The organism is Halorussus aquaticus, assembly GCF_024218795.1.
Classification (GTDB): Archaea; Halobacteriota; Halobacteria; order Halobacteriales; family Haladaptataceae; genus Halorussus; species Halorussus aquaticus.
Genome location: NZ_CP100400.1, coordinates 3502322 through 3518337, shown reverse-complemented (window position 1 = coordinate 3518337; position 16016 = coordinate 3502322). Strand labels below are relative to the sequence as shown.

Here is a 16016-nt window from a genome sequence, read left to right as displayed (position 1 = left end):
ACAAAAGTCTCTCGTTTTTACGTGCCTAGCAGTATCAGGACGTAGAAGCCGGGAAGCGTCAGACCAACTGGATTCGACCCTGGGTCGTCCATCGGGTTAAAACACAACAGTTTAGCAACCGGAGTAACCAGGGTTCGCCTACCTCGAACATCCATGGACCTGATCGACGACAAGGGCCGATTCTTCGGTACCGTCAACATCATCGATGCGCTCGCCGTCCTGTTCGTCCTCGCAGTCGTCGCTGCAGGGACGACATTTGTACTTGGGGCCGATGACCAACCCACTAACGCGCCAGAGGCACTGACAGACAACTCGACCAATACGACTACCATTGTCACCCTGGAAATAACCGGTATCCAGCCCTACGTCGCCGATGCCATCCCGAAAGGTCCCATCGACACGGACCGCATCACTGCTGTCGAGAACAAGTCAGTCAGACCGACCGAGGTCGTCGTTACGGCCCAAGACGGGACTCTCCACGAACAGCAACACCCGCGCAAGCAAACTGTCACGCTCCGTGTCTCGCTCAATACCACGACAACGGAGGACGACCTCACGTTCGGGGATAAGCCGCTCGAAGTCGGTCGCCAACTCACGCTGGACTTCGGCCAAGTCACCGTGGAGGGAACCGTCACGGGCATCGCGAACGAGAACTGATGACGACTGATACCCGACGCATCGCCGACGACTCGACCCTCGTCGGATTCATCTGCACTGCCGTACTCCGACTTCGGGCGTGGCTCGCAGCGTCGTGGCTCGTAAGGACAACTGGAACCTCCACGAACGCCCTCGAAGTTGCGACCGATACGTCGGGGGTCGCAGGAATTATTCGAACACTTGTACGCTGGACGCACCACTCCCTCTGCTACCGCTGGCTTACGAAGGAACCGGAACCCGAGGTAATCGTTATCGACCTCCGAGACACCTACACTGTCGGCCCCTTCATCGCGCTCTTCCACCGAATAAGCCCGGTCGTCCAGCGGACGTGGCACGGGTCACTCGTTGCCCGAGTCACGGAACGACTTTGTACCGCCGTGAGGCAGGGGTGGATTACGGAGTCGAAGACGGTTCACCTACTCCGGAGCGTGTTAGAGCCGCCGAAGCCACCTGAAGACCGCCGGGAGTAGTGACTCTCGGGAGTCGAATTCACAGCGATTCTAGAGTCGAAACGCGGCGTAACCGGAACCCATAGTTCCGACGCTCACGCCGCCACTCATTCGTCGGTAGTCGTGTCCCGGTCTCCCGTAATCGAATCGCCCAGAGAGTCGTCGTATTTCGCCTGTTCGGCCGCGGGCATGTACTCGCGCTCCCACTCGACGACCTCGGGGAAGCCGACGAACTCGTGGAGGTCGTCGATACCCGCGTCCGCGACGGCGTCGTCCAAGTCTCGTAGGGCGGACTGCCCCTCGGTCTCGAACGCCCGGAACCGACGGTAGACGGACTCGACGGTCGCCAGGGTCGACGCGAGCGGATAGATGACGATATCGAACCCGAAGTCCGCCAACGTCTCCGGGGCGACGTACGGCGACGTGCCGATATCCCCGACGCAGTTGTAGAGCAATGGCGCATCGACCGCTTCCCCAATACGTTCGAGTTCGCCGACGTCGGTCGGGCCCTCGACGAACGCCACGTCGGCGCCCGCCTCGACGTAGGCGTTGGCCCGGTCGATGGCCTCGTCGAGGGACCCGCCCGTCGCACCGCGTGCGTCCGACCGGGCGATCAGCACCAGATCCGAGTCGCGGTCGTCTCGGACGTCGGCGGCCGCTCTGATCTTCCCGACCGCCTCGTCCCTCGGGATTACCTGTCGGCCTTCGGTGTGGCCGCACCGTTTCGGCACCGTCTGGTCCTCGATGTGAATGGCCGCTACTCCGGCGTCGACGTACTCCCGGACGGTCCGGATCACGTTCGTGGCGTTGCCGTAGCCGGTGTCGGCGTCGGCGATCACCGGAACCGAGGCGCGCTCCCGGATGCGCTTGGCGTTCTCGACCATCTCCGGCAGCGTGACGAGTCCCGCGTCCGGGTAGCCCACCTTCGAGACGGACGTGCCGTAGCCGGTCATGTAGAGGGCATCGAACCCCACTCGGTCAGCGATGGTCGCCGTCAGCGGGTCGTGCACGCCCGGACACCGGAGGAGGTCGTCGGACTCGATCAGTTCGCGGAGCGTGTCGCCGTGCATAGCGGCGTTTCACTCTCCGGCGTCATAACGATGGGCGACCAGTCGCCGAGGACGCCGGCAGAGAGCTCAGAGGTTCTCCAGGTCCCACCCGACGAACTCGACCTCGGTGTCGACCGTGAGCGCATCGAGGACGCGCGCGAGGCCGAGATAGGTACCGGCGAGCATCCCGATGCCGAGGACCTCCTCGTCGTCGTAGTGGGCGGTGATTCGGTCGTGAGTTGCGTCGTCGACCGACCCGTCGACGAACTCGGCCACATAGTCGACGATGGCCGCGATTTCGGGCTCCAATCGGTCGTGGTCACCGCTGGACACCGCTCGAACGTCGTCGGGTGACACGCCCTCGTCGAGCGCGACGCGGACGTGCTGGTGCCACTCGTAGCGCGAGCGAGTGCGGAACGCGACCGACAGAATCACGAACTCCCGTTCGCGAGGGGACAACCCGCTCTCGTCCCACACGGCCGACCCGTACGTCTGGAACGCCTCCAAGAGGGCGACGTTGTTAGCCATCGCGCGATACACGTTCAGGGTCCCGCCTCGCAGGGAGTGGCCGCGGTCCTCGCTCGGGTCCGTCTCGTCCGACAGCGTATCGAGCAGCGACTGCTTGTCTACGGGCAGTTCCTCCTGGTCGACGTACGGTATCCGTGCCATGTAATCACGTCCCTTCCCGGGTGAATAAGTATGGGGGTGCAGAGACCGCGGAGACGGAATGAGAGCCGAGCGTGGTCGCGAGAGGGAGAGACTGGACCTCGGGCCTGCTACCGTACTCACTGATGAGTGTCTCGGCGTCGACAGTTCGGTAGTGTAGGGACCAACGGTTAAGTTGCTCTCCGGAATAGGGACGAGGTATATTCGCCATGCTGGCGGAGTTCGGCGATAAACAGCGGGCGTTCGCGCTGCTCGTCAGCGGCGTCCACGGCATGGACCACCTCCTCAAGCGCCTCTTTCCGCCGTTGATTCCGGTTTGGGTAGTCGCGTTCGGGTATCCGCTCTGGAAACTCGGGCTGTTGATGGGCGTGCGGACCTTCGGCTCCGCGGTCGGACAGGCGCCGATGGGCGTGCTCTCGGACCGCTACGACAGGCGGTATCTCCTCCCGCTCGGGTTCGCCGTCGCCGGGCTCGGTGTCGTCACGTTCGCACTCGCTCCCGGTCTCACCGCCGCGACCGAGGTGCTGACGGTCGCCGGCGTCACCCTCGACGAGCGGTTTCTGGTCTTACTCACGGCGATGTTCGCGGTCGGCATCGGGTCGAGCACCGTACACCCGACCGGCTATCCGCTCATCTCCGCGAACGTCGACGAGTCGAACAAGGGAACGGTGCTCGGGATGTGGGGCAGCGCCTCGAAGTTCGGCGACGGGGTCGCTCCCACGCTGGTCGGCGGGCTACTCGTCGTGCTTACCTGGGACCGCATCCTCCTCGGCGTCGGTACCTTCGGAGTCGCCTACGCCGTTCTACTCTTCGTCGCGCTCGGCGCGTTCGAAACGCGACCCGCGGGGAGACGGGTCGACACGGACGACGGCGTCGACGGACTCGGGGCACTCTGGGAGCGCGACCGCCGACTGTACGTCTATCCGCTGCTCGCCGTGTTCGCCTACTTCGCCGTCCAGATCACCGCAGCCACCGGCGTGACGGTGTTTCTGCCGGAGTTCTTGGCGAGCGTCTACGGCTACTCGTTCGCGGCGCTCGGCGTCGAGTTGACCCCGGAATCGACCGCGAGCTTCTACTACTCCGCGCTGCTGATCGTCGCCGGTGTCGGCCAGCTCGCCACGGGTCGGCTGGTCGACGCCTACGACAGTCGCAAGGTGCTCGTGGGCTATCTGGTCGTCGCCGCTGGCGTGCTCGGCGTGCTCGCGGTCGGGACGTTCTCACCGATCGGGCTCCTGGTCGTGCTGATGCTGCTCGGCGTGAGCCTCTACGGGATGAACCCCGCCCGCGATTCGCTCGTCAGCGACATCGCTCCCCCGGAGTTGGAGGGGCGAGCGTTCGGCTACATCTGGACGGGAGCGCTACTGGCGAGTTCCGCATCGCCGGCGATCGTCGGTTACCTCGCCGATAGTACCGGACTCAGAGCCGTCTTCCTCGCCCTCGCAGGCTTCGTCCTCCTCTCGGCGATTCCTATCGTGCTGTTGCTCAGCGAGAGCGTCTACGTGTTCGGTGAGGAGGCCACCGACGCCGAGACCACGACCGGCGACTGAGAGACGAACAGGACCAACTGCTATAGCGGAGAGCGATCGTCCGAATTTCACTCCACGGTAACGCTCTTCGCCAGATTACGCGGTTTGTCGATACTCCGACCGAGTTTCTTCGCCACGTGGTACGCGACCAGTTGCAACTGCACGTTCGCCAACACCGGAGCCACTCGCGGATGCGTCTCGGGTATCTCCAGTACCGCGTCTGCGTACCGCTCGACGTCCGAGACCCCGTCGGTCACCGTCACTACCGGCGCGTCCCGCGCTTCGACTTCCTTCACGTTTCCGACGGTCTTCGTCGCCTCCGTCCCGTTGCCGGTCACGAGCGCGAACACCGGCGTCTCCTCGGTCACGAGCGCGAGCGGACCGTGCTTCAGTTCGCCAGCCGGGAAGCCTTCGGCGTGTTTGTAGGTTATCTCCTTCAGTTTCAACGCGCCCTCCAACGCGACCGGGTGATGGTAGCCGCGGCCGACGAAGAAGTAGCCCTCGCTGTCTAAGAACTGTTCGGCCACCCGCTCGGCGCGCGAGGAGTCCAGCACCTCCTGAACCTGCCCCGGTAGGTCGCGCAGCGCCTCGACCACCTCGCGGGCGTCGCTCTGCGGGGCCAGCGAGGCCGACAGCAAGTTGGCCGCGACGACCTGCGAGGAGAACGTCTTGGTGGCCGCGACGCCGATTTCGGGTCCGGCGCGGATGAACAGCGCCCGGTCGCACTCGCGGGCCGCGGTCGAACCCACGACGTTGGTCATGGCCAGCGTCTCGACGCCCCGCTTCCGGGCCTCTCGCAGCGCCGAGAGGGTGTCGGCCGTCTCGCCGCTCTGGGTGATGCCGACGACGAGCGTGTCGTCGGTGACCGGCGCGGGCGCGGTGGCGTACTCGCTGGCGAGGAACGCCTGTGCGTGGACGCCCGCTTCGCGGAGGGCGCTCGCGCCGTGGAGCGCGGCGTGGTACGACGTGCCGCAGGCCACGAACTGGACAGACGAGGGGTTCAACCCGTCGAGCGCCTCGACGTCCACCGCGCCGGTCAGTTCGTCCACGCGGCCCCGTAGGCACTTCCGGAGCGCGCGCGGTTGCTCGTGAATCTCCTTGAGCATGTAGTGGTCGTACCCGCTCTTGGCTGTCTCCTCGGCGTCCCACTCGACGCGCGAGACAGATTTATCGAGGAGACGACCGTCAGCATCGGAGACCGTCCACGACCCGGATTCGAGGCGGGCGAACTCGCCGTCCTCCAGATAGACCACGCGGTCGGTGTAGTCGAGGAACGCGGGCACGTCGCTGGCGATGTAGGCGGCGTCGTCGCCGACGCCGACGACCAGCGGCGAGTCGTGGCGCGTGGCGAGGATGGCCTCCGACCCGGACGAGACCGCGGCCAGCGCGTAACTGCCTTCGAGTCGTGCGACCGCGGCGCGGAACGCCTCCTCGAAGGTCGCGCCGTCGGCGAGTTCCTCCTCGATGAGGTGCGGGACGACCTCGGTGTCGGTGTCGCTGTCGAAGTCGTGGCCGCGGTCGGCCAGTTCCGCCCGGAGGTCGGCGTAGTTCTCCACGATGCCGTTGTGGACGACCGCCACGTCGCCTGCACAGTCGGTGTGCGGGTGTGCGTTGGCGTCGCTCGGCGGCCCGTGGGTGCTCCACCGCGTGTGGCCGATGCCGACAGGCCCGACGAGGTCGCCGGTGACGGCCTGCTGGAGGCGGCGTATCTCGCCCTCGCGCTTGCAGACCGAGAGGCTCCCGTTCGAGAGCGCGACCCCCGCCGAGTCGTAGCCGCGGTACTCGAGGCCTTCGAGGCCGTCGAGGAGGACGTCGAGGGTCTCGTCACCCCGGCCTGCACAGCCGATAATGCCGCACATCAGCGACCCCCTCCGGTCGTTCGCCACGATGCGTCGTTCATGTCATCGAAACACCTCGGCGTGTTCGCTTATATTTTCGGAAACGGTCACGCCAGTCCGGAGGTGAGCGTTCGGGCCGACCAGCGTGCCCGGGGCGAAGCTCACGTCACCGTCCGCGCGGACGCGGTCGGCAAGTAGCGCGCCGAGTCGCTGGCCCTCGAAGACCGTATCGCCGACTCGCACGTCGCCAGGTCCGCCCGGAACCGTGGCGTCCGCACCGAGCGAGACTCCCTGCCCGGTCACGCAGTCCAGCAAGGTGGAGTTGGGACCGACGCGGGTGTCGGTGTCCAGCACCGACCGCGAGACCACCGCGTTCGCGCCGACCGTGGCGTTCCGGCCGAGCGCGGCGTACGGACCGACGACCGCACCGGGTCGGACCTCGGTGTCCGGGCCGACGACGACCGGGCCCTGGAGGGTGGCGTCCTCGTGAATCGTCGCGCTGTCGGCGACCCAGACCGACTCCTCGCGCTCGGGTTCGGTGACCCGGCCGTGGACCAGCAGATCGCTGGACACGTCGAGCAGGTCCCACGGGTAGGTGGCGTCCTCCCAGAGTTCCTCGGTCACGACGCCCCGGACCGTCGTCTCCGGGTCCGACGCACCTTCCCCGTCCGATGCGTCTCGGTCGCCGTCGAGCAACCGGACCAGCGTGTCGGTCAGCGCGAGTTCGCCCCGCACGCGGGGAGTCTCCTCGATGGCCTCGAAGATGGACGGGGCGAAGGCGTACACCCCGGCGTTGAGCAGGCGGTAGTCGTCGGTCTCGGGTTTCTCGACAAGTTCGACCACGCGGTCGCCGTCCATCACGACCGCGCCGTAGTGGGAGACGTCGGCCTGCTCGGTCACCGCGAGGGTCGCGCTCCCGTGATTCTCCTCGAAGGCGTCGAGGACGTCGGCGACCATCTGGCGCTCGATGACTTGGTCGCCGTTGACCACGAGGAAGCCGTCCTCGTCTTCGACCGCCTCGCGGGCCTGCAGGAGGGCGTGACCGCTCCCCAACTGTTTGTCCTGTACGACGTAGTTGACGGGGACGTTCCGGTAGGTCGGCCCGAAGTGGTTCTGCACGCGGTCGCGCTTGTACCCGACGACGACGTGGAGGCGCTCGACGCCCGCCCCGATGAGCGCGTCGAAGACGTGTTCGAGAATCGGTCTGTCAGCGGCCGGAAGCATCGGTTTCGGACGGTTACGGGTCAGCGGACGCAAGCGAGTCCCCTCTCCCGCGGCCAGCACGACGGCGGCGCGAACAGTCATAGATGAAACATCGACAAGAAGGGGCATGAACTTTCGGCTTCCTGCGCTCGCTCGGCCGAAGTGGTTCGAAGTCGAGTCTCGGTCGCATCGGCCGGTGTCGCCGACACCGCCGACGGTCGTCGGTACGCCGAACGGTTCCCGCTATATCGCCAGCGCGCCGCCTCCGAGAATGGCCAGCGCGCCCAGTCCCACGCAGACGCTCCAGAAGGGCACGCGCTCGACGACTCGCATCAGCGCGTCGATGGTGAGGTAACCGACGACCGCGGCGGTACCGAGCGCGAGCGCCGCCTCGGTCGGCGCGACCTCCGGAACGCCGGTGTCGAGGAGGACGAGTACGCCAGCGCCGAGCGCGGCCGGAATCGACAGCAGGAACGAGAGTCGGAACGACGACGGGCCGTCGTGACCCCGGAAGAGCAGGGCCGAAGTGGTAGTGCCCGACCGGGAGACGCCCGGGAGGATGGCCAGACCCTGCAGCGCGCCGACCAGCACGGCGTCGACGAGGTCCGGCGACTCGCGGCCGCCGAACTCGAAGTCGTCGGCGACCCGCTGGAGGACGCCCGTCAGCACGAGCAGGACGCCGACCAGCGCGACGAACGCGCCGCCCGTGAGCGCGGAGACGACGCGGTCCAGCGTGGCGTAGGCCGCGATGCCCACGACGCCGGACGCCAGCGTCGCGACGCCGAGGAACGAGAGGGTCGGGCGCTGGCTGGCGGCGCGCCCACTCGCGACGCGACGGTCCGCGCTTCCTGCGCCCGCGCTCGGCGCGCCCGCGGCACCCGGAGCGTCCGATACGTCCGCAGCGACCGAGTTTCCGGGGTCGAACGCCGACCCCGGCCGCCAGTGGGGGAGCGCGGCCAGCACGTCGCGCAACTCGTCGCGGTAGTACACCGCGGCCGAGAGCGCAGTTCCGGCGTGGAGGAACAGCGAGAACTGGACCGCGGCCTCGGGCGAGGACCCGAGCGCGGTCAGGAAGACGGTGATGTTGCCCTCGCTGGAGATGGGTAACCACTCGAAGACGCCCTGTAACGCTCCGGCGGCGACGGCGACGAGCGCGGACCGATTCATATTCGATGGGCGTTCGCCCGCGGTTATAACTGCTCGGAAGTCCGACGGCACTCGGGCGACCGCCAAGAGAGAGAACGCTGTAGACCGGGGGAACTCTGGTCCTGCTGCTATCGCTTCCTGTCGCTGTTACAGGGCCTGCGTAGCGACTGGACAGTCGCGAAGCACCATCGACCGAAACTGGCGGAAGAGAGTCGGCGTCCTCAGTCGTCGTCCACGACGACTTCGACCGGACCGCCCTCGGCGGTCAGTTCCTGTTGCTCGTTCTTGCGCTCGTGCCAGAGGAGCGCGCCAGCGACGGCCAGCACTATCCACGACCGCCAGTTGGCGAGGTTGAGCGTGTAGCCGATGCCGAAGGGCTTGTCCACCAGCATCCCCTCGTCGGGTTTCCAGTACGACGAGAGCATCCGTCCGATGCTCGGTCGCTCGAAGTTGTACGGAACGCCGAACAGTTCGCCGGTGGTAGGTTTGTCTGCCATGTGAGAGAAATACGGCGGAGAGGGATAAAGTGCTTTGGCTACGGTCGAAAGCGGAACGGTTCCCGCGGCGGACCGCGAGACGACTCGAACGAGGTCCGCCGAGAGTCACTCCTCGGTGCGGTCGGCGAAGTCGAGGAGCCACTCGCCGACCTCGCGGGCCTCCTCGGGGGTGAGTTTGGCTCTCGCGTGTACGAACTCCTCGCGTTCGGTGACCTTGACGTTCAGGTTGACGAGGCTACCGTCGGAGTCGACGCCGACCGTGCCGCCGTCCACCTCGTCCAGATAGCCGTCCCGGTCGCCGTACTCGAAGCTACCGTCCGCGTGACACTCGAGTTCGTCGTCCATAGGGAGGTACTCGACCGCCGCCCGAAAGAAGTTGGTGGGCCGAGACGGAGCGGTGGTGCGAGGTCCGCCACGGCCATCGCAGGCGTTCATCGGTGGTCGTCGTCCGCGTGGCGGTCGGTATGAGGACCGAGACCTCACTGGTAGCGCCCGCGGCCTTCGACCGCTCGAAGCCGAGTCAGCACCGTATCGTCGCCCGCCTCGGCGTACGCCGCCTCGAACTCGCGTCGTAGCTCCTCGGCGTCGTCCGAGGTCCCGGCGAGGCTCTGGGCGAAGACGTGGAGGTCCATCGCGTAGTCCTCGGCGTCGTCGGTGTAGTAGCCCAGTCCGAAGTCGATGAGGTACGTCCGGTCCGGGCCGGGCGGCCCGTCGCGTCGCCCGACCCTGACGTTCCGCGTCGTCGGGTCGCCGTGGACGAACCCCGCGGCGTGAATCGCGGCGAGGTGCTGGGCCACGTCGCGCACGCGGTCCGGCGTGAGATTCTCGCGGAGGTCGGCCTCGCCCACGCACTCGAACACCAGCACGCCCTCTCGGGGGTCCACGTCGTAGACCACCGGGGTCGGAACGCCGTGTCGCCGGGCCTCGCTGGTCAGGCGCGCTTCGAGGACCGTCCGGTCGCGCCGGAGTCGCGCGTCGAGTTCCGGGTGGCGGTAGCGCTTCGGCAGGCGGCGCTTCGTGACGCGCTCGTCGCCGATTTCGACGGTGGCCTCTGCACCCTTCACTTCCGCACCGTTCTCGCGCCAGACGGCCACGGACTCCTCGTCGCTCCGCCACGTCACGTCCACTTGGTCGGGCCGGAAGTCCGGGTCCACCGCCGACTCCTCGACCGAGATGGTGTCGCCAGCGCGAGCCATCTCCGCGCCGAGGACCGCAATCATCCCGGCGTTGTCCCGGAGGAATCGCGGTTCCGGGGCGTGGAACGACGCGCCGCGCTGGTCGCACATCTCGCCGAGCATCTCGCGGAGGCGGGCGTTCTGCCCGACGCCGCCGCCCAGCACGAGTTCGTCGCTTCCGGTCAGCGAGAGGGCGCGCTCGGCGACTTCGGTCAGCATGGCGAAGACGTTCTCCTGCAGGGAGTAGCAGACGTCCTCGACGGGTGTCCCATCATCATACGCGTCCTTGGCGGCGCTCATGATGCCCGAGAACGAGAAGTCCATCCCCTTGACGACGTAGGGGAGTTCGACGTACTCGCCGTCTTTCGCGGCCTCCTCGACCTTCGGTCCGCCGGGGTGGGACCACCCGACGTGGCGCGTGAACTTGTCGATGGCGTTGCCGACGCCGGTGTCCATCGTCTCGCCCAGCACGCGGTACCGGCCGTTGCGGTACCCCAGCACGTGGGCGTTCGCGCCCGAGGCGTTCAGGCAGACCGGGGAGTCGAACCCCGACTGCTGGCGGCCGATTTCGAGGTGAGCCACCATGTGGTTGACGCCGACGAGGGGCACGTCGAGCGTCTGGGCGAGCGCTCGCGCGGCGGTGCCGACCGTCCGCAGGCAGGGACCGAGACCCGGCCCGCGCGAGAACGAGACCGCGTCGATATCGCCGTCGGCCTCGGCCAAGGCGGTCTCGACGACTTCGGGGACGGCGTCGCTCATGTGTTCGGCGGCCTCGCGCGGGTGAATCCCGCCGCTATCGGGCTGATAGGCGTCGGTTTCGATAAAAACTGAGTCGGCGTCTTCGTCGTAGACCGCGGCGCTCGCGGCCCACGCGGTGCCCTCGATGCCGAGGACGCGCATTCGCTCGCTCACGGCTCCTTCGTCGCCGTTCGCGTTTTCACGATGCAGTTCGCTTCCGCTCGGCGCATCGCCCTACTTCCACTCGGTGTAGCCACACCGACCGCAGTGGAGGCGGTCGCCGTGGTCGGCGAGGAACGCGTCGCCACACCGGGTGCAGGTCTCTTTGTCGGTCGTCCCGTCGTCGTCGTACATCTCGTTACGCGCCATTATTCGGCCTCCTCCGCCTCGGGTTCGGCGTCGGCGTCAGCGGCGATCTTGTTGCGTTCGAGCATGTACTCCTGCTCGACGTCGCGGGCGTGTTCGGGGCTGTCGTAGACCTTCGCGTAGCCGACGGTCTTGCGCATTCCGAACTTGGTGTTCATCTCGTGGACCACGACTTCGCTCGAATCCTTGTCCAACTTCGCCGCGAGACTGTCGCGGACCGAGAGCCGGGAGGGCGTCGCTTCGTCGTGAACTATCTGGAACCGCACTTCGGACCGGTGGAGCATCGGATTCTGCTCCTCGGAGAGGATTTCAACTTCCATGTGTATCGCTCAGTTACTCTGTTATTGGCTGTGAACGTTGTAAAAGGATTTCGAAGTGAACAACCTGGCTCGGCCGCGGACCGCAGCTACGTCGCGTCCAGAATCTCGAACAGAGCGTCGGCGTCGCCGTCCATTCGGCTCAAGAGGTCGCGCATCCTCTCCTTGGCGTCCGCGGTCACGTCGGCGAGGACCATCCCCTCGCTCGGCTGACCGTACACTACGCTCGCGCCCAGCGGTGCGGCCACGATTGCCGGGAGGGTGACGAGGTCCTCCTCGCCCTCGACCACGACGACGGTCGGGTCGGGGTCGGCGATCGCCTCGCGGAGCGCCTCCACCATCTCGCGGGTGACGGTCGCGGCGGGGTTCTCGACGTGAACCTCGCGTGCAGATTCGCCGAGTCTGGCGACGCCCGCTGCCACGTCGTCATCGACCGCCTCCCGCTCGGTCAGGCCGTCCACCACGGCCACGTCGGGCGCGACGCCAGCGCGTTCGAGATGGTAGGTCACCACGTCGCCCACCGCGACGAGCGGCCCGTCGCCCGCCGCCGCCAGCAGGCGCTCGGCGTCGGTGAAAATCGGTCCCATCGGCTCCTTGAGTTCCCCGCGCATCTCCGCGGGCAAGGTGACGAGAACGTCGCTCACGGTGAATCAGTAGCGGTTACCGGACTTTCAGCGCGTACTTGCCCGGTTCGGTCACTTCCATCTCCTCGGCGATCTGGCTCTCGTCGGGGTGCGCGATGATGACGAAGCCGCTCCAGTCCTCGGTGAGGCTGGTCGAACCGCAGATGGGACAGGTGTCCTCGTCGGGTTCGGCCACGGCGTGACATTCGCGGCAGGCGAGGCGGTTGCTAGCCATCGTTATTCACTCTCGGTGGTGGCCTGACGCTTCTCGCGTTCCTCTTTCAGCCAGCCGTGCTTGCCGAGACCGACCTGCTTGGCCGTGAGACCGATCTTGCTCTCGCGCGGATTGCGCTCGTCGATGCTCTTGGTGACGATGCGCGCTCGCACCGAGTCGCCGACGCCGAGCGTGCGGTTCGATTCGCGAGACGCGAGCATCTGGCCCTCTTCGTCGTACGCGAGGTACTCGTCGGAGATCTGCGAGACGTGGAGCAGGCCGTCCACCGGACCGATGCCGACGAAGGCACCGAAGTTGACGACCTCCACGATTTCGCCGTCCACGACTTCCTGCATCTGGGGGTCGTACGTGACCGCGTCGAAGTCGGCCTCGTAGTACACGCCCGGTCTGTTCGGAAGCACTGCACCGTCGCCGATGTCGTTGACGTTCACGACACTGACGACGCTTCCGACGTCTTCGTCCATTCGTCCCTCCAACTTGTCCTGCAGAAGCCGCTTCACTAGCTCCGGCGTCACCTCTGCGAGGTGTTCTGGGGGTACCTCGACCGTATCTTTGAGTCTAACCCGTTTGTACATGCTAAGGTTTGCTGATTGCGAGTTTGTTCCGGCCCCTTATATGAATTACCGGTGCGTCCGCGTCGAGCAGACGCCCCTTGAGGGGACCGTCGTTCGTGACGACGTAGTCGAACTCGGGGGCGAGTTCGACCAGCGCGTCGTCTGCGTACGATGCTTCGTGTTCGACGGTTCGACACCGTTCGGCCGCCAAGTCCGCACCGACGCTCGCTGCGACGGCTTCCTTTCCGGCGCCCTCCGCGAGCTTCGACAGCTCGTCGCAGACGGCGCGGGGGACGACGCACTCGAAGGTGCCGAGGAGTCGGTCGAGTTCGTCGAACAACCGCACGTCCGACTCGACCGGCATCATGAGTGCGCTCGTATCCAAGGCGACCCTGACGACCATGCTACTCGGTGAGCGTGCCGACTCCGATAAGTCGCCAGCGTGCGCCGATGCGGCGGTTGATGGCTATCTGGGCACCCTCGGGTGCGCAGACCGGTCGCTTGAGCGCGACCTCACACTCGCCCTCGCGCGCGCTGGTCACGGACCCGACCGTCGTGGCGGTGCCGATGGTGAGCATCAGCGGTTCGCCGGTCGAGATGTCGTCGATGTCCTGGTCGTCGAGTCCGACGAGGCGTTCGAGCAGGTCCACCTCCATCGTGAACTGGTTCCACGTCGGAGGGAGGGTACCGGGCGTCCCAGCGACCTGTCCCGCCAACGCGTCGCCTTTCGTGAGACTGGGGTCGAGACCGGTACCGACGCCGAGCAGTCCGCCCGGCGTCACTTCGTCCACCGTCTCGCCGCCCGCCTGCAGCGAGCGCACGTCTGTCTCGACGGGTTCCCATCGCGTCTCGCCGCCCTCGTCCACTTCGCGGCCGGGACGGAGTTCGATGTCGTCGCCCTGCGTGAGTCGGCCCTCGACCAGACTGCCGCCGAGGACGCCGCCCATCAGACCGTCCCACGTCGTGCCGGGACGGTTGATGTCGAAACTCCGAGCGACGTGCATCCGCGGGTCCGCGTCGGGGTCGCGGTCGGGCGTCGGAATCTCCTCCTCGATGGCCTGCATCAGGAGGTCGATGTTGACCTCCTGCTGGGCGGAGATGGGGACGACCGGCGCGTCTTCGGCGACGGTGCCCTCCACGAACTCCTGTATCTCCTCGTAGTTGCGCTGGGCCTGCTCGCGGTCCACGAGGTCGATCTTGTTCTGGGCCACGACAATGTTGTCGATGCCGATGATGTCGAGCGCCATCAGGTGCTCCTCGGTCTGGGCCTGCGGGACGGGTTCGCTGGCCGAGACGACCAGCACCGCGCCGTCCATGATGGCCGCACCCGAGAGCATCGTCGCCATCAGCGTCTCGTGGCCGGGCGCGTCCACGAACGACACCGTGCGAAGCGGTTCGCTCTCGCTGCCGTCCGGACACGTCTCGTCTACCGTGTATCGCTCCGGCTCGTCGAGACCGGGACACTGCCGGAACGTGGCGTCTGCGTACCCGAGCCGGATGGAGATGCCACGCTTCATCTCCTCGGAGTGTTGGTCGGTCCATTCGCCGGAAAGCGCCTGCACGAGCGTCGTCTTTCCGTGGTCTACGTGACCGACCAGTCCGATATTCACCTCCGGTTGGGCGTAATTTCCTGTCAAAGTTGACCTCCTGAAGTAATTCTACTGGAAGATTCGCCCCGAACGACTGATAAACCTACTGTTCTCGTTCGGGTGCCGAGGGCGGTTCCCACCCCTCACAATTACGACGGTCGGTACGGTCCCGGTCGGCGGAATCACGATTGGCGGGGACGCGCCCGACGCGTTCGCTCTCCGTCAGTCGCCGAGAGAGTACCGTCCGACGCGACCAGTTCCAGCAGCATCGCTCTTCGAGGGATCACCATCGCTTCGAGTAAACAAGTTTTGGCCGTCGACCGGCCTGCTGACGGTACAGCGCGCCTCCGCCGAATAGTAAGAAACGTAACAAAAATGCGATTAAGGCAACACTTTAGCCGGATGCGACCGCATCTCGTCGTATGAGCGGAACAACAGGGCCGAACGCCGACCTCGACGCCGAGGAGTCCACGATTCGGGACTGCGAGGACTGCGTGGCCCCGGCCGAGGCGTTCTCGGTCATCGCCAACGAGACGCGACTGTCGATTCTGGAGGCGCTCTGGAAGGCTTCGGACCGACCGGTGAACTTCTCGGAGCTTCGACGCGAGGTCGGCATGCGCGACAGCGCCCAGTTCAACTACCACCTCAAGCAACTCACCGACCACTTCGTCGTCCAGACCGACGACGGGTACGACTTCCGGCAGGCCGGGAAGAAGGTCGTCCGGGCAATCCTCGCGGGGTCGTTCAACGAACACCCCGAGATGGGTCCGTTCGACGTGGAGGGGACCTGTGCGACCTGCGACGGGGGGCTACAGGCGTACTACAGCGACGAGATGCTGGTCATCGAGTGCAAGGAGTGCGAGAAGAACCACGGCTGTTACCCCTTCCCGCCGGGCGGACTGAACGACCGCACCCGCGAGGAGATCATGGACGCGTTCAACCAGCGCGTGCGCCACCTCCACTGCCTCGCGGCCGACGGCGTCTGCCCGGAGTGCAACGGCCGGATGTCCACCACGATTACCCGCGACGACGAGGACTTCCTCGGTCTGGAGGTGCGAGTGGACCACGAGTGCGAGCAGTGCCACCACCAACTCTACTCGGCGGTGGGACTCTCGCTGCTCGACCAGTCGGACGTGGTGACGTTCCACCGCGAACACGGCGTGGACCTGTGTACGACGCCGTACTGGGATCTCGCGTGGTGCGTCAGCGACGAGCAGACGACCATCCTCTCGGAGGACCCGTGGCAGATTCTGGTCGAGATTCCGCTGGACGACGAAGTGCTGTCGGTGACCCTCGACGGCGACCTGACCGTCCTCGAACTGGAACGGTCCTGTCGGTCGGCGTCCTCCGACGGGACGCAGGCGGTTTCGGACTGAGCGACCGCGAGA

19 protein-coding genes are annotated in these 16016 nt (G+C 66.3%); 4 read left to right on the top strand and 15 right to left on the bottom strand.

The annotated features are described in order from the left end of the window. Positions 1 to 153 precede the first annotated feature (153 nt). Positions 154 to 657: a DUF4330 domain-containing protein gene (locus NGM06_RS18155; protein ID WP_254268305.1), complete on the top strand. Its 504-nt coding sequence runs from the start codon at positions 154 to 156 to the stop codon at positions 655 to 657. Further along, on the top strand, positions 657 to 1127 hold the full coding sequence (locus NGM06_RS18150; protein ID WP_254268304.1) for a hypothetical protein: 471 nt from the start codon (positions 657 to 659) through the stop codon (positions 1125 to 1127). Before NGM06_RS18155 ends, NGM06_RS18150 begins: the two co-directional genes overlap by 1 nt. An 86-nt stretch (positions 1128 to 1213) precedes the next feature. On the opposite strand, the gene NGM06_RS18145 is transcribed toward NGM06_RS18150, so the two are convergent. After that, on the bottom strand, positions 1214 to 2176 hold the full coding sequence (locus NGM06_RS18145) for an isocitrate lyase/PEP mutase family protein (RefSeq protein WP_254268303.1): 963 nt from the start codon (positions 2174 to 2176) through the stop codon (positions 1214 to 1216). Between the two features lie 66 nt (positions 2177 to 2242). Beyond that, entirely contained in the window at positions 2243 to 2824 is a 582-nt protein-coding gene (locus tag NGM06_RS18140) for a carboxymuconolactone decarboxylase family protein (protein WP_254268302.1), read from the bottom strand. A gap of 206 nt (positions 2825 to 3030) precedes the next feature. On the opposite strand from NGM06_RS18140, the gene NGM06_RS18135 reads away from it, so the two are divergent. Next, positions 3031 to 4368 carry an MFS transporter gene (locus tag NGM06_RS18135; protein ID WP_254268301.1) on the top strand — a complete coding sequence of 446 codons (1338 nt, stop codon included), beginning with the start codon at positions 3031 to 3033 and terminating at the stop codon, positions 4366 to 4368. A gap of 47 nt (positions 4369 to 4415) precedes the next feature. Here the strand turns inward: NGM06_RS18135 and glmS are convergent, their stop codons facing one another. The 13 genes from glmS to NGM06_RS18070 form a co-directional block, all read right to left on the bottom strand. Continuing rightward, positions 4416 to 6206: a glutamine--fructose-6-phosphate transaminase (isomerizing) gene (glmS, locus tag NGM06_RS18130; protein WP_254268300.1), complete on the bottom strand. Its 1791-nt coding sequence runs from the start codon at positions 6204 to 6206 to the stop codon at positions 4416 to 4418. A gap of 42 nt (positions 6207 to 6248) precedes the next feature. Further along, positions 6249 to 7490, bottom strand: a complete 1242-nt coding sequence (locus NGM06_RS18125; protein WP_254268299.1) for a sugar phosphate nucleotidyltransferase — start codon at positions 7488 to 7490, stop codon at positions 6249 to 6251. Positions 7491 to 7631: 141 nt separating this feature from the next. Beyond that, positions 7632 to 8555 (bottom strand): undecaprenyl-diphosphate phosphatase, encoded by a 924-nt coding sequence (locus NGM06_RS18120; RefSeq protein ID WP_254268298.1) that lies wholly within the window; start codon positions 8553 to 8555, stop codon positions 7632 to 7634. Between the two features lie 200 nt (positions 8556 to 8755). Continuing rightward, positions 8756 to 9031, bottom strand: a complete 276-nt coding sequence (locus NGM06_RS18115; RefSeq protein ID WP_163519937.1) for a DUF5808 domain-containing protein — start codon at positions 9029 to 9031, stop codon at positions 8756 to 8758. Positions 9032 to 9136: 105 nt separating this feature from the next. Continuing rightward, entirely contained in the window at positions 9137 to 9376 is a 240-nt protein-coding gene (locus NGM06_RS18110; protein ID WP_254268297.1) for a hypothetical protein, read from the bottom strand. Between the two features lie 134 nt (positions 9377 to 9510). Next, positions 9511 to 11106, bottom strand: a complete 1596-nt coding sequence (locus tag NGM06_RS18105) for a bifunctional N(6)-L-threonylcarbamoyladenine synthase/serine/threonine protein kinase (RefSeq protein WP_254270054.1) — start codon at positions 11104 to 11106, stop codon at positions 9511 to 9513. 72 nt (positions 11107 to 11178) lie between these two features. Continuing rightward, positions 11179 to 11313, bottom strand: a complete 135-nt coding sequence (locus NGM06_RS18100) for a 30S ribosomal protein S27ae (RefSeq protein WP_163519935.1) — start codon at positions 11311 to 11313, stop codon at positions 11179 to 11181. Then, positions 11313 to 11630, bottom strand: coding sequence for a 30S ribosomal protein S24e (locus NGM06_RS18095; protein ID WP_163519934.1), 318 nt, complete (start codon positions 11628 to 11630; stop codon positions 11313 to 11315). Before NGM06_RS18095 ends, NGM06_RS18100 begins: the two co-directional genes overlap by 1 nt. 86 nt (positions 11631 to 11716) lie before the next feature. Beyond that, complete coding sequence (locus NGM06_RS18090) at positions 11717 to 12238, bottom strand: GTP-dependent dephospho-CoA kinase family protein (protein ID WP_368410497.1); 522 nt, start codon at positions 12236 to 12238, stop codon at positions 11717 to 11719. A 49-nt stretch (positions 12239 to 12287) separates the two neighbouring features. After that, positions 12288 to 12485 carry a transcription elongation factor subunit Spt4 gene (spt4, locus tag NGM06_RS18085; RefSeq protein WP_163519933.1) on the bottom strand — a complete coding sequence of 66 codons (198 nt, stop codon included), beginning with the start codon at positions 12483 to 12485 and terminating at the stop codon, positions 12288 to 12290. 2 nt (positions 12486 to 12487) lie between these two features. Next, positions 12488 to 13060: a DNA-directed RNA polymerase gene (locus NGM06_RS18080; protein WP_163519932.1), complete on the bottom strand. Its 573-nt coding sequence runs from the start codon at positions 13058 to 13060 to the stop codon at positions 12488 to 12490. A gap of 1 nt (position 13061) precedes the next feature. Further along, positions 13062 to 13442 carry a type II toxin-antitoxin system VapC family toxin gene (locus tag NGM06_RS18075; RefSeq protein ID WP_254268295.1) on the bottom strand — a complete coding sequence of 127 codons (381 nt, stop codon included), beginning with the start codon at positions 13440 to 13442 and terminating at the stop codon, positions 13062 to 13064. A gap of 1 nt (position 13443) precedes the next feature. Continuing rightward, positions 13444 to 14676, bottom strand: a complete 1233-nt coding sequence (locus tag NGM06_RS18070) for a translation initiation factor IF-2 subunit gamma (RefSeq protein ID WP_254268294.1) — start codon at positions 14674 to 14676, stop codon at positions 13444 to 13446. 374 nt (positions 14677 to 15050) lie between these two features. On the opposite strand from NGM06_RS18070, the gene NGM06_RS18065 reads away from it, so the two are divergent. After that, positions 15051 to 16004, top strand: coding sequence for an ArsR/SmtB family transcription factor (locus NGM06_RS18065; protein WP_254268293.1), 954 nt, complete (start codon positions 15051 to 15053; stop codon positions 16002 to 16004). The last annotated feature ends 12 nt before the right edge of the window (positions 16005 to 16016 follow it).

What these genes read in the sequence shown, in the direction of transcription:
- NGM06_RS18155 (WP_254268305.1), top strand. Translation starts at nt 154, where the DNA reads ATGGACCTGATCGACGACAAGGGCCGATTCTTCGGTACCGTCAACATC.
- NGM06_RS18150 (WP_254268304.1), top strand. Translation starts at nt 657, where the DNA reads ATGACGACTGATACCCGACGCATCGCCGACGACTCGACCCTCGTCGGA.
- NGM06_RS18145 (WP_254268303.1), bottom strand. Translation starts at nt 2,176, where the DNA reads ATGCACGGCGACACGCTCCGCGAACTGATCGAGTCCGACGACCTCCTC.
- NGM06_RS18140 (WP_254268302.1), bottom strand. Translation starts at nt 2,824, where the DNA reads ATGGCACGGATACCGTACGTCGACCAGGAGGAACTGCCCGTAGACAAG.
- NGM06_RS18135 (WP_254268301.1), top strand. Translation starts at nt 3,031, where the DNA reads ATGCTGGCGGAGTTCGGCGATAAACAGCGGGCGTTCGCGCTGCTCGTC.
- glmS (WP_254268300.1), bottom strand. Translation starts at nt 6,206, where the DNA reads ATGTGCGGCATTATCGGCTGTGCAGGCCGGGGTGACGAGACCCTCGAC.
- NGM06_RS18125 (WP_254268299.1), bottom strand. Translation starts at nt 7,490, where the DNA reads ATGACTGTTCGCGCCGCCGTCGTGCTGGCCGCGGGAGAGGGGACTCGC.
- NGM06_RS18120 (WP_254268298.1), bottom strand. Translation starts at nt 8,555, where the DNA reads ATGAATCGGTCCGCGCTCGTCGCCGTCGCCGCCGGAGCGTTACAGGGC.
- NGM06_RS18115 (WP_163519937.1), bottom strand. Translation starts at nt 9,031, where the DNA reads ATGGCAGACAAACCTACCACCGGCGAACTGTTCGGCGTTCCGTACAAC.
- NGM06_RS18110 (WP_254268297.1), bottom strand. Translation starts at nt 9,376, where the DNA reads ATGGACGACGAACTCGAGTGTCACGCGGACGGTAGCTTCGAGTACGGC.
- NGM06_RS18105 (WP_254270054.1), bottom strand. Translation starts at nt 11,106, where the DNA reads ATGCGCGTCCTCGGCATCGAGGGCACCGCGTGGGCCGCGAGCGCCGCG.
- NGM06_RS18100 (WP_163519935.1), bottom strand. Translation starts at nt 11,313, where the DNA reads ATGGCGCGTAACGAGATGTACGACGACGACGGGACGACCGACAAAGAG.
- NGM06_RS18095 (WP_163519934.1), bottom strand. Translation starts at nt 11,630, where the DNA reads ATGGAAGTTGAAATCCTCTCCGAGGAGCAGAATCCGATGCTCCACCGG.
- NGM06_RS18090 (WP_368410497.1), bottom strand. Translation starts at nt 12,238, where the DNA reads ATGCGCGGGGAACTCAAGGAGCCGATGGGACCGATTTTCACCGACGCC.
- spt4 (WP_163519933.1), bottom strand. Translation starts at nt 12,485, where the DNA reads ATGGCTAGCAACCGCCTCGCCTGCCGCGAATGTCACGCCGTGGCCGAA.
- NGM06_RS18080 (WP_163519932.1), bottom strand. Translation starts at nt 13,060, where the DNA reads ATGTACAAACGGGTTAGACTCAAAGATACGGTCGAGGTACCCCCAGAA.
- NGM06_RS18075 (WP_254268295.1), bottom strand. Translation starts at nt 13,442, where the DNA reads ATGGTCGTCAGGGTCGCCTTGGATACGAGCGCACTCATGATGCCGGTC.
- NGM06_RS18065 (WP_254268293.1), top strand. Translation starts at nt 15,051, where the DNA reads ATGAGCGGAACAACAGGGCCGAACGCCGACCTCGACGCCGAGGAGTCC.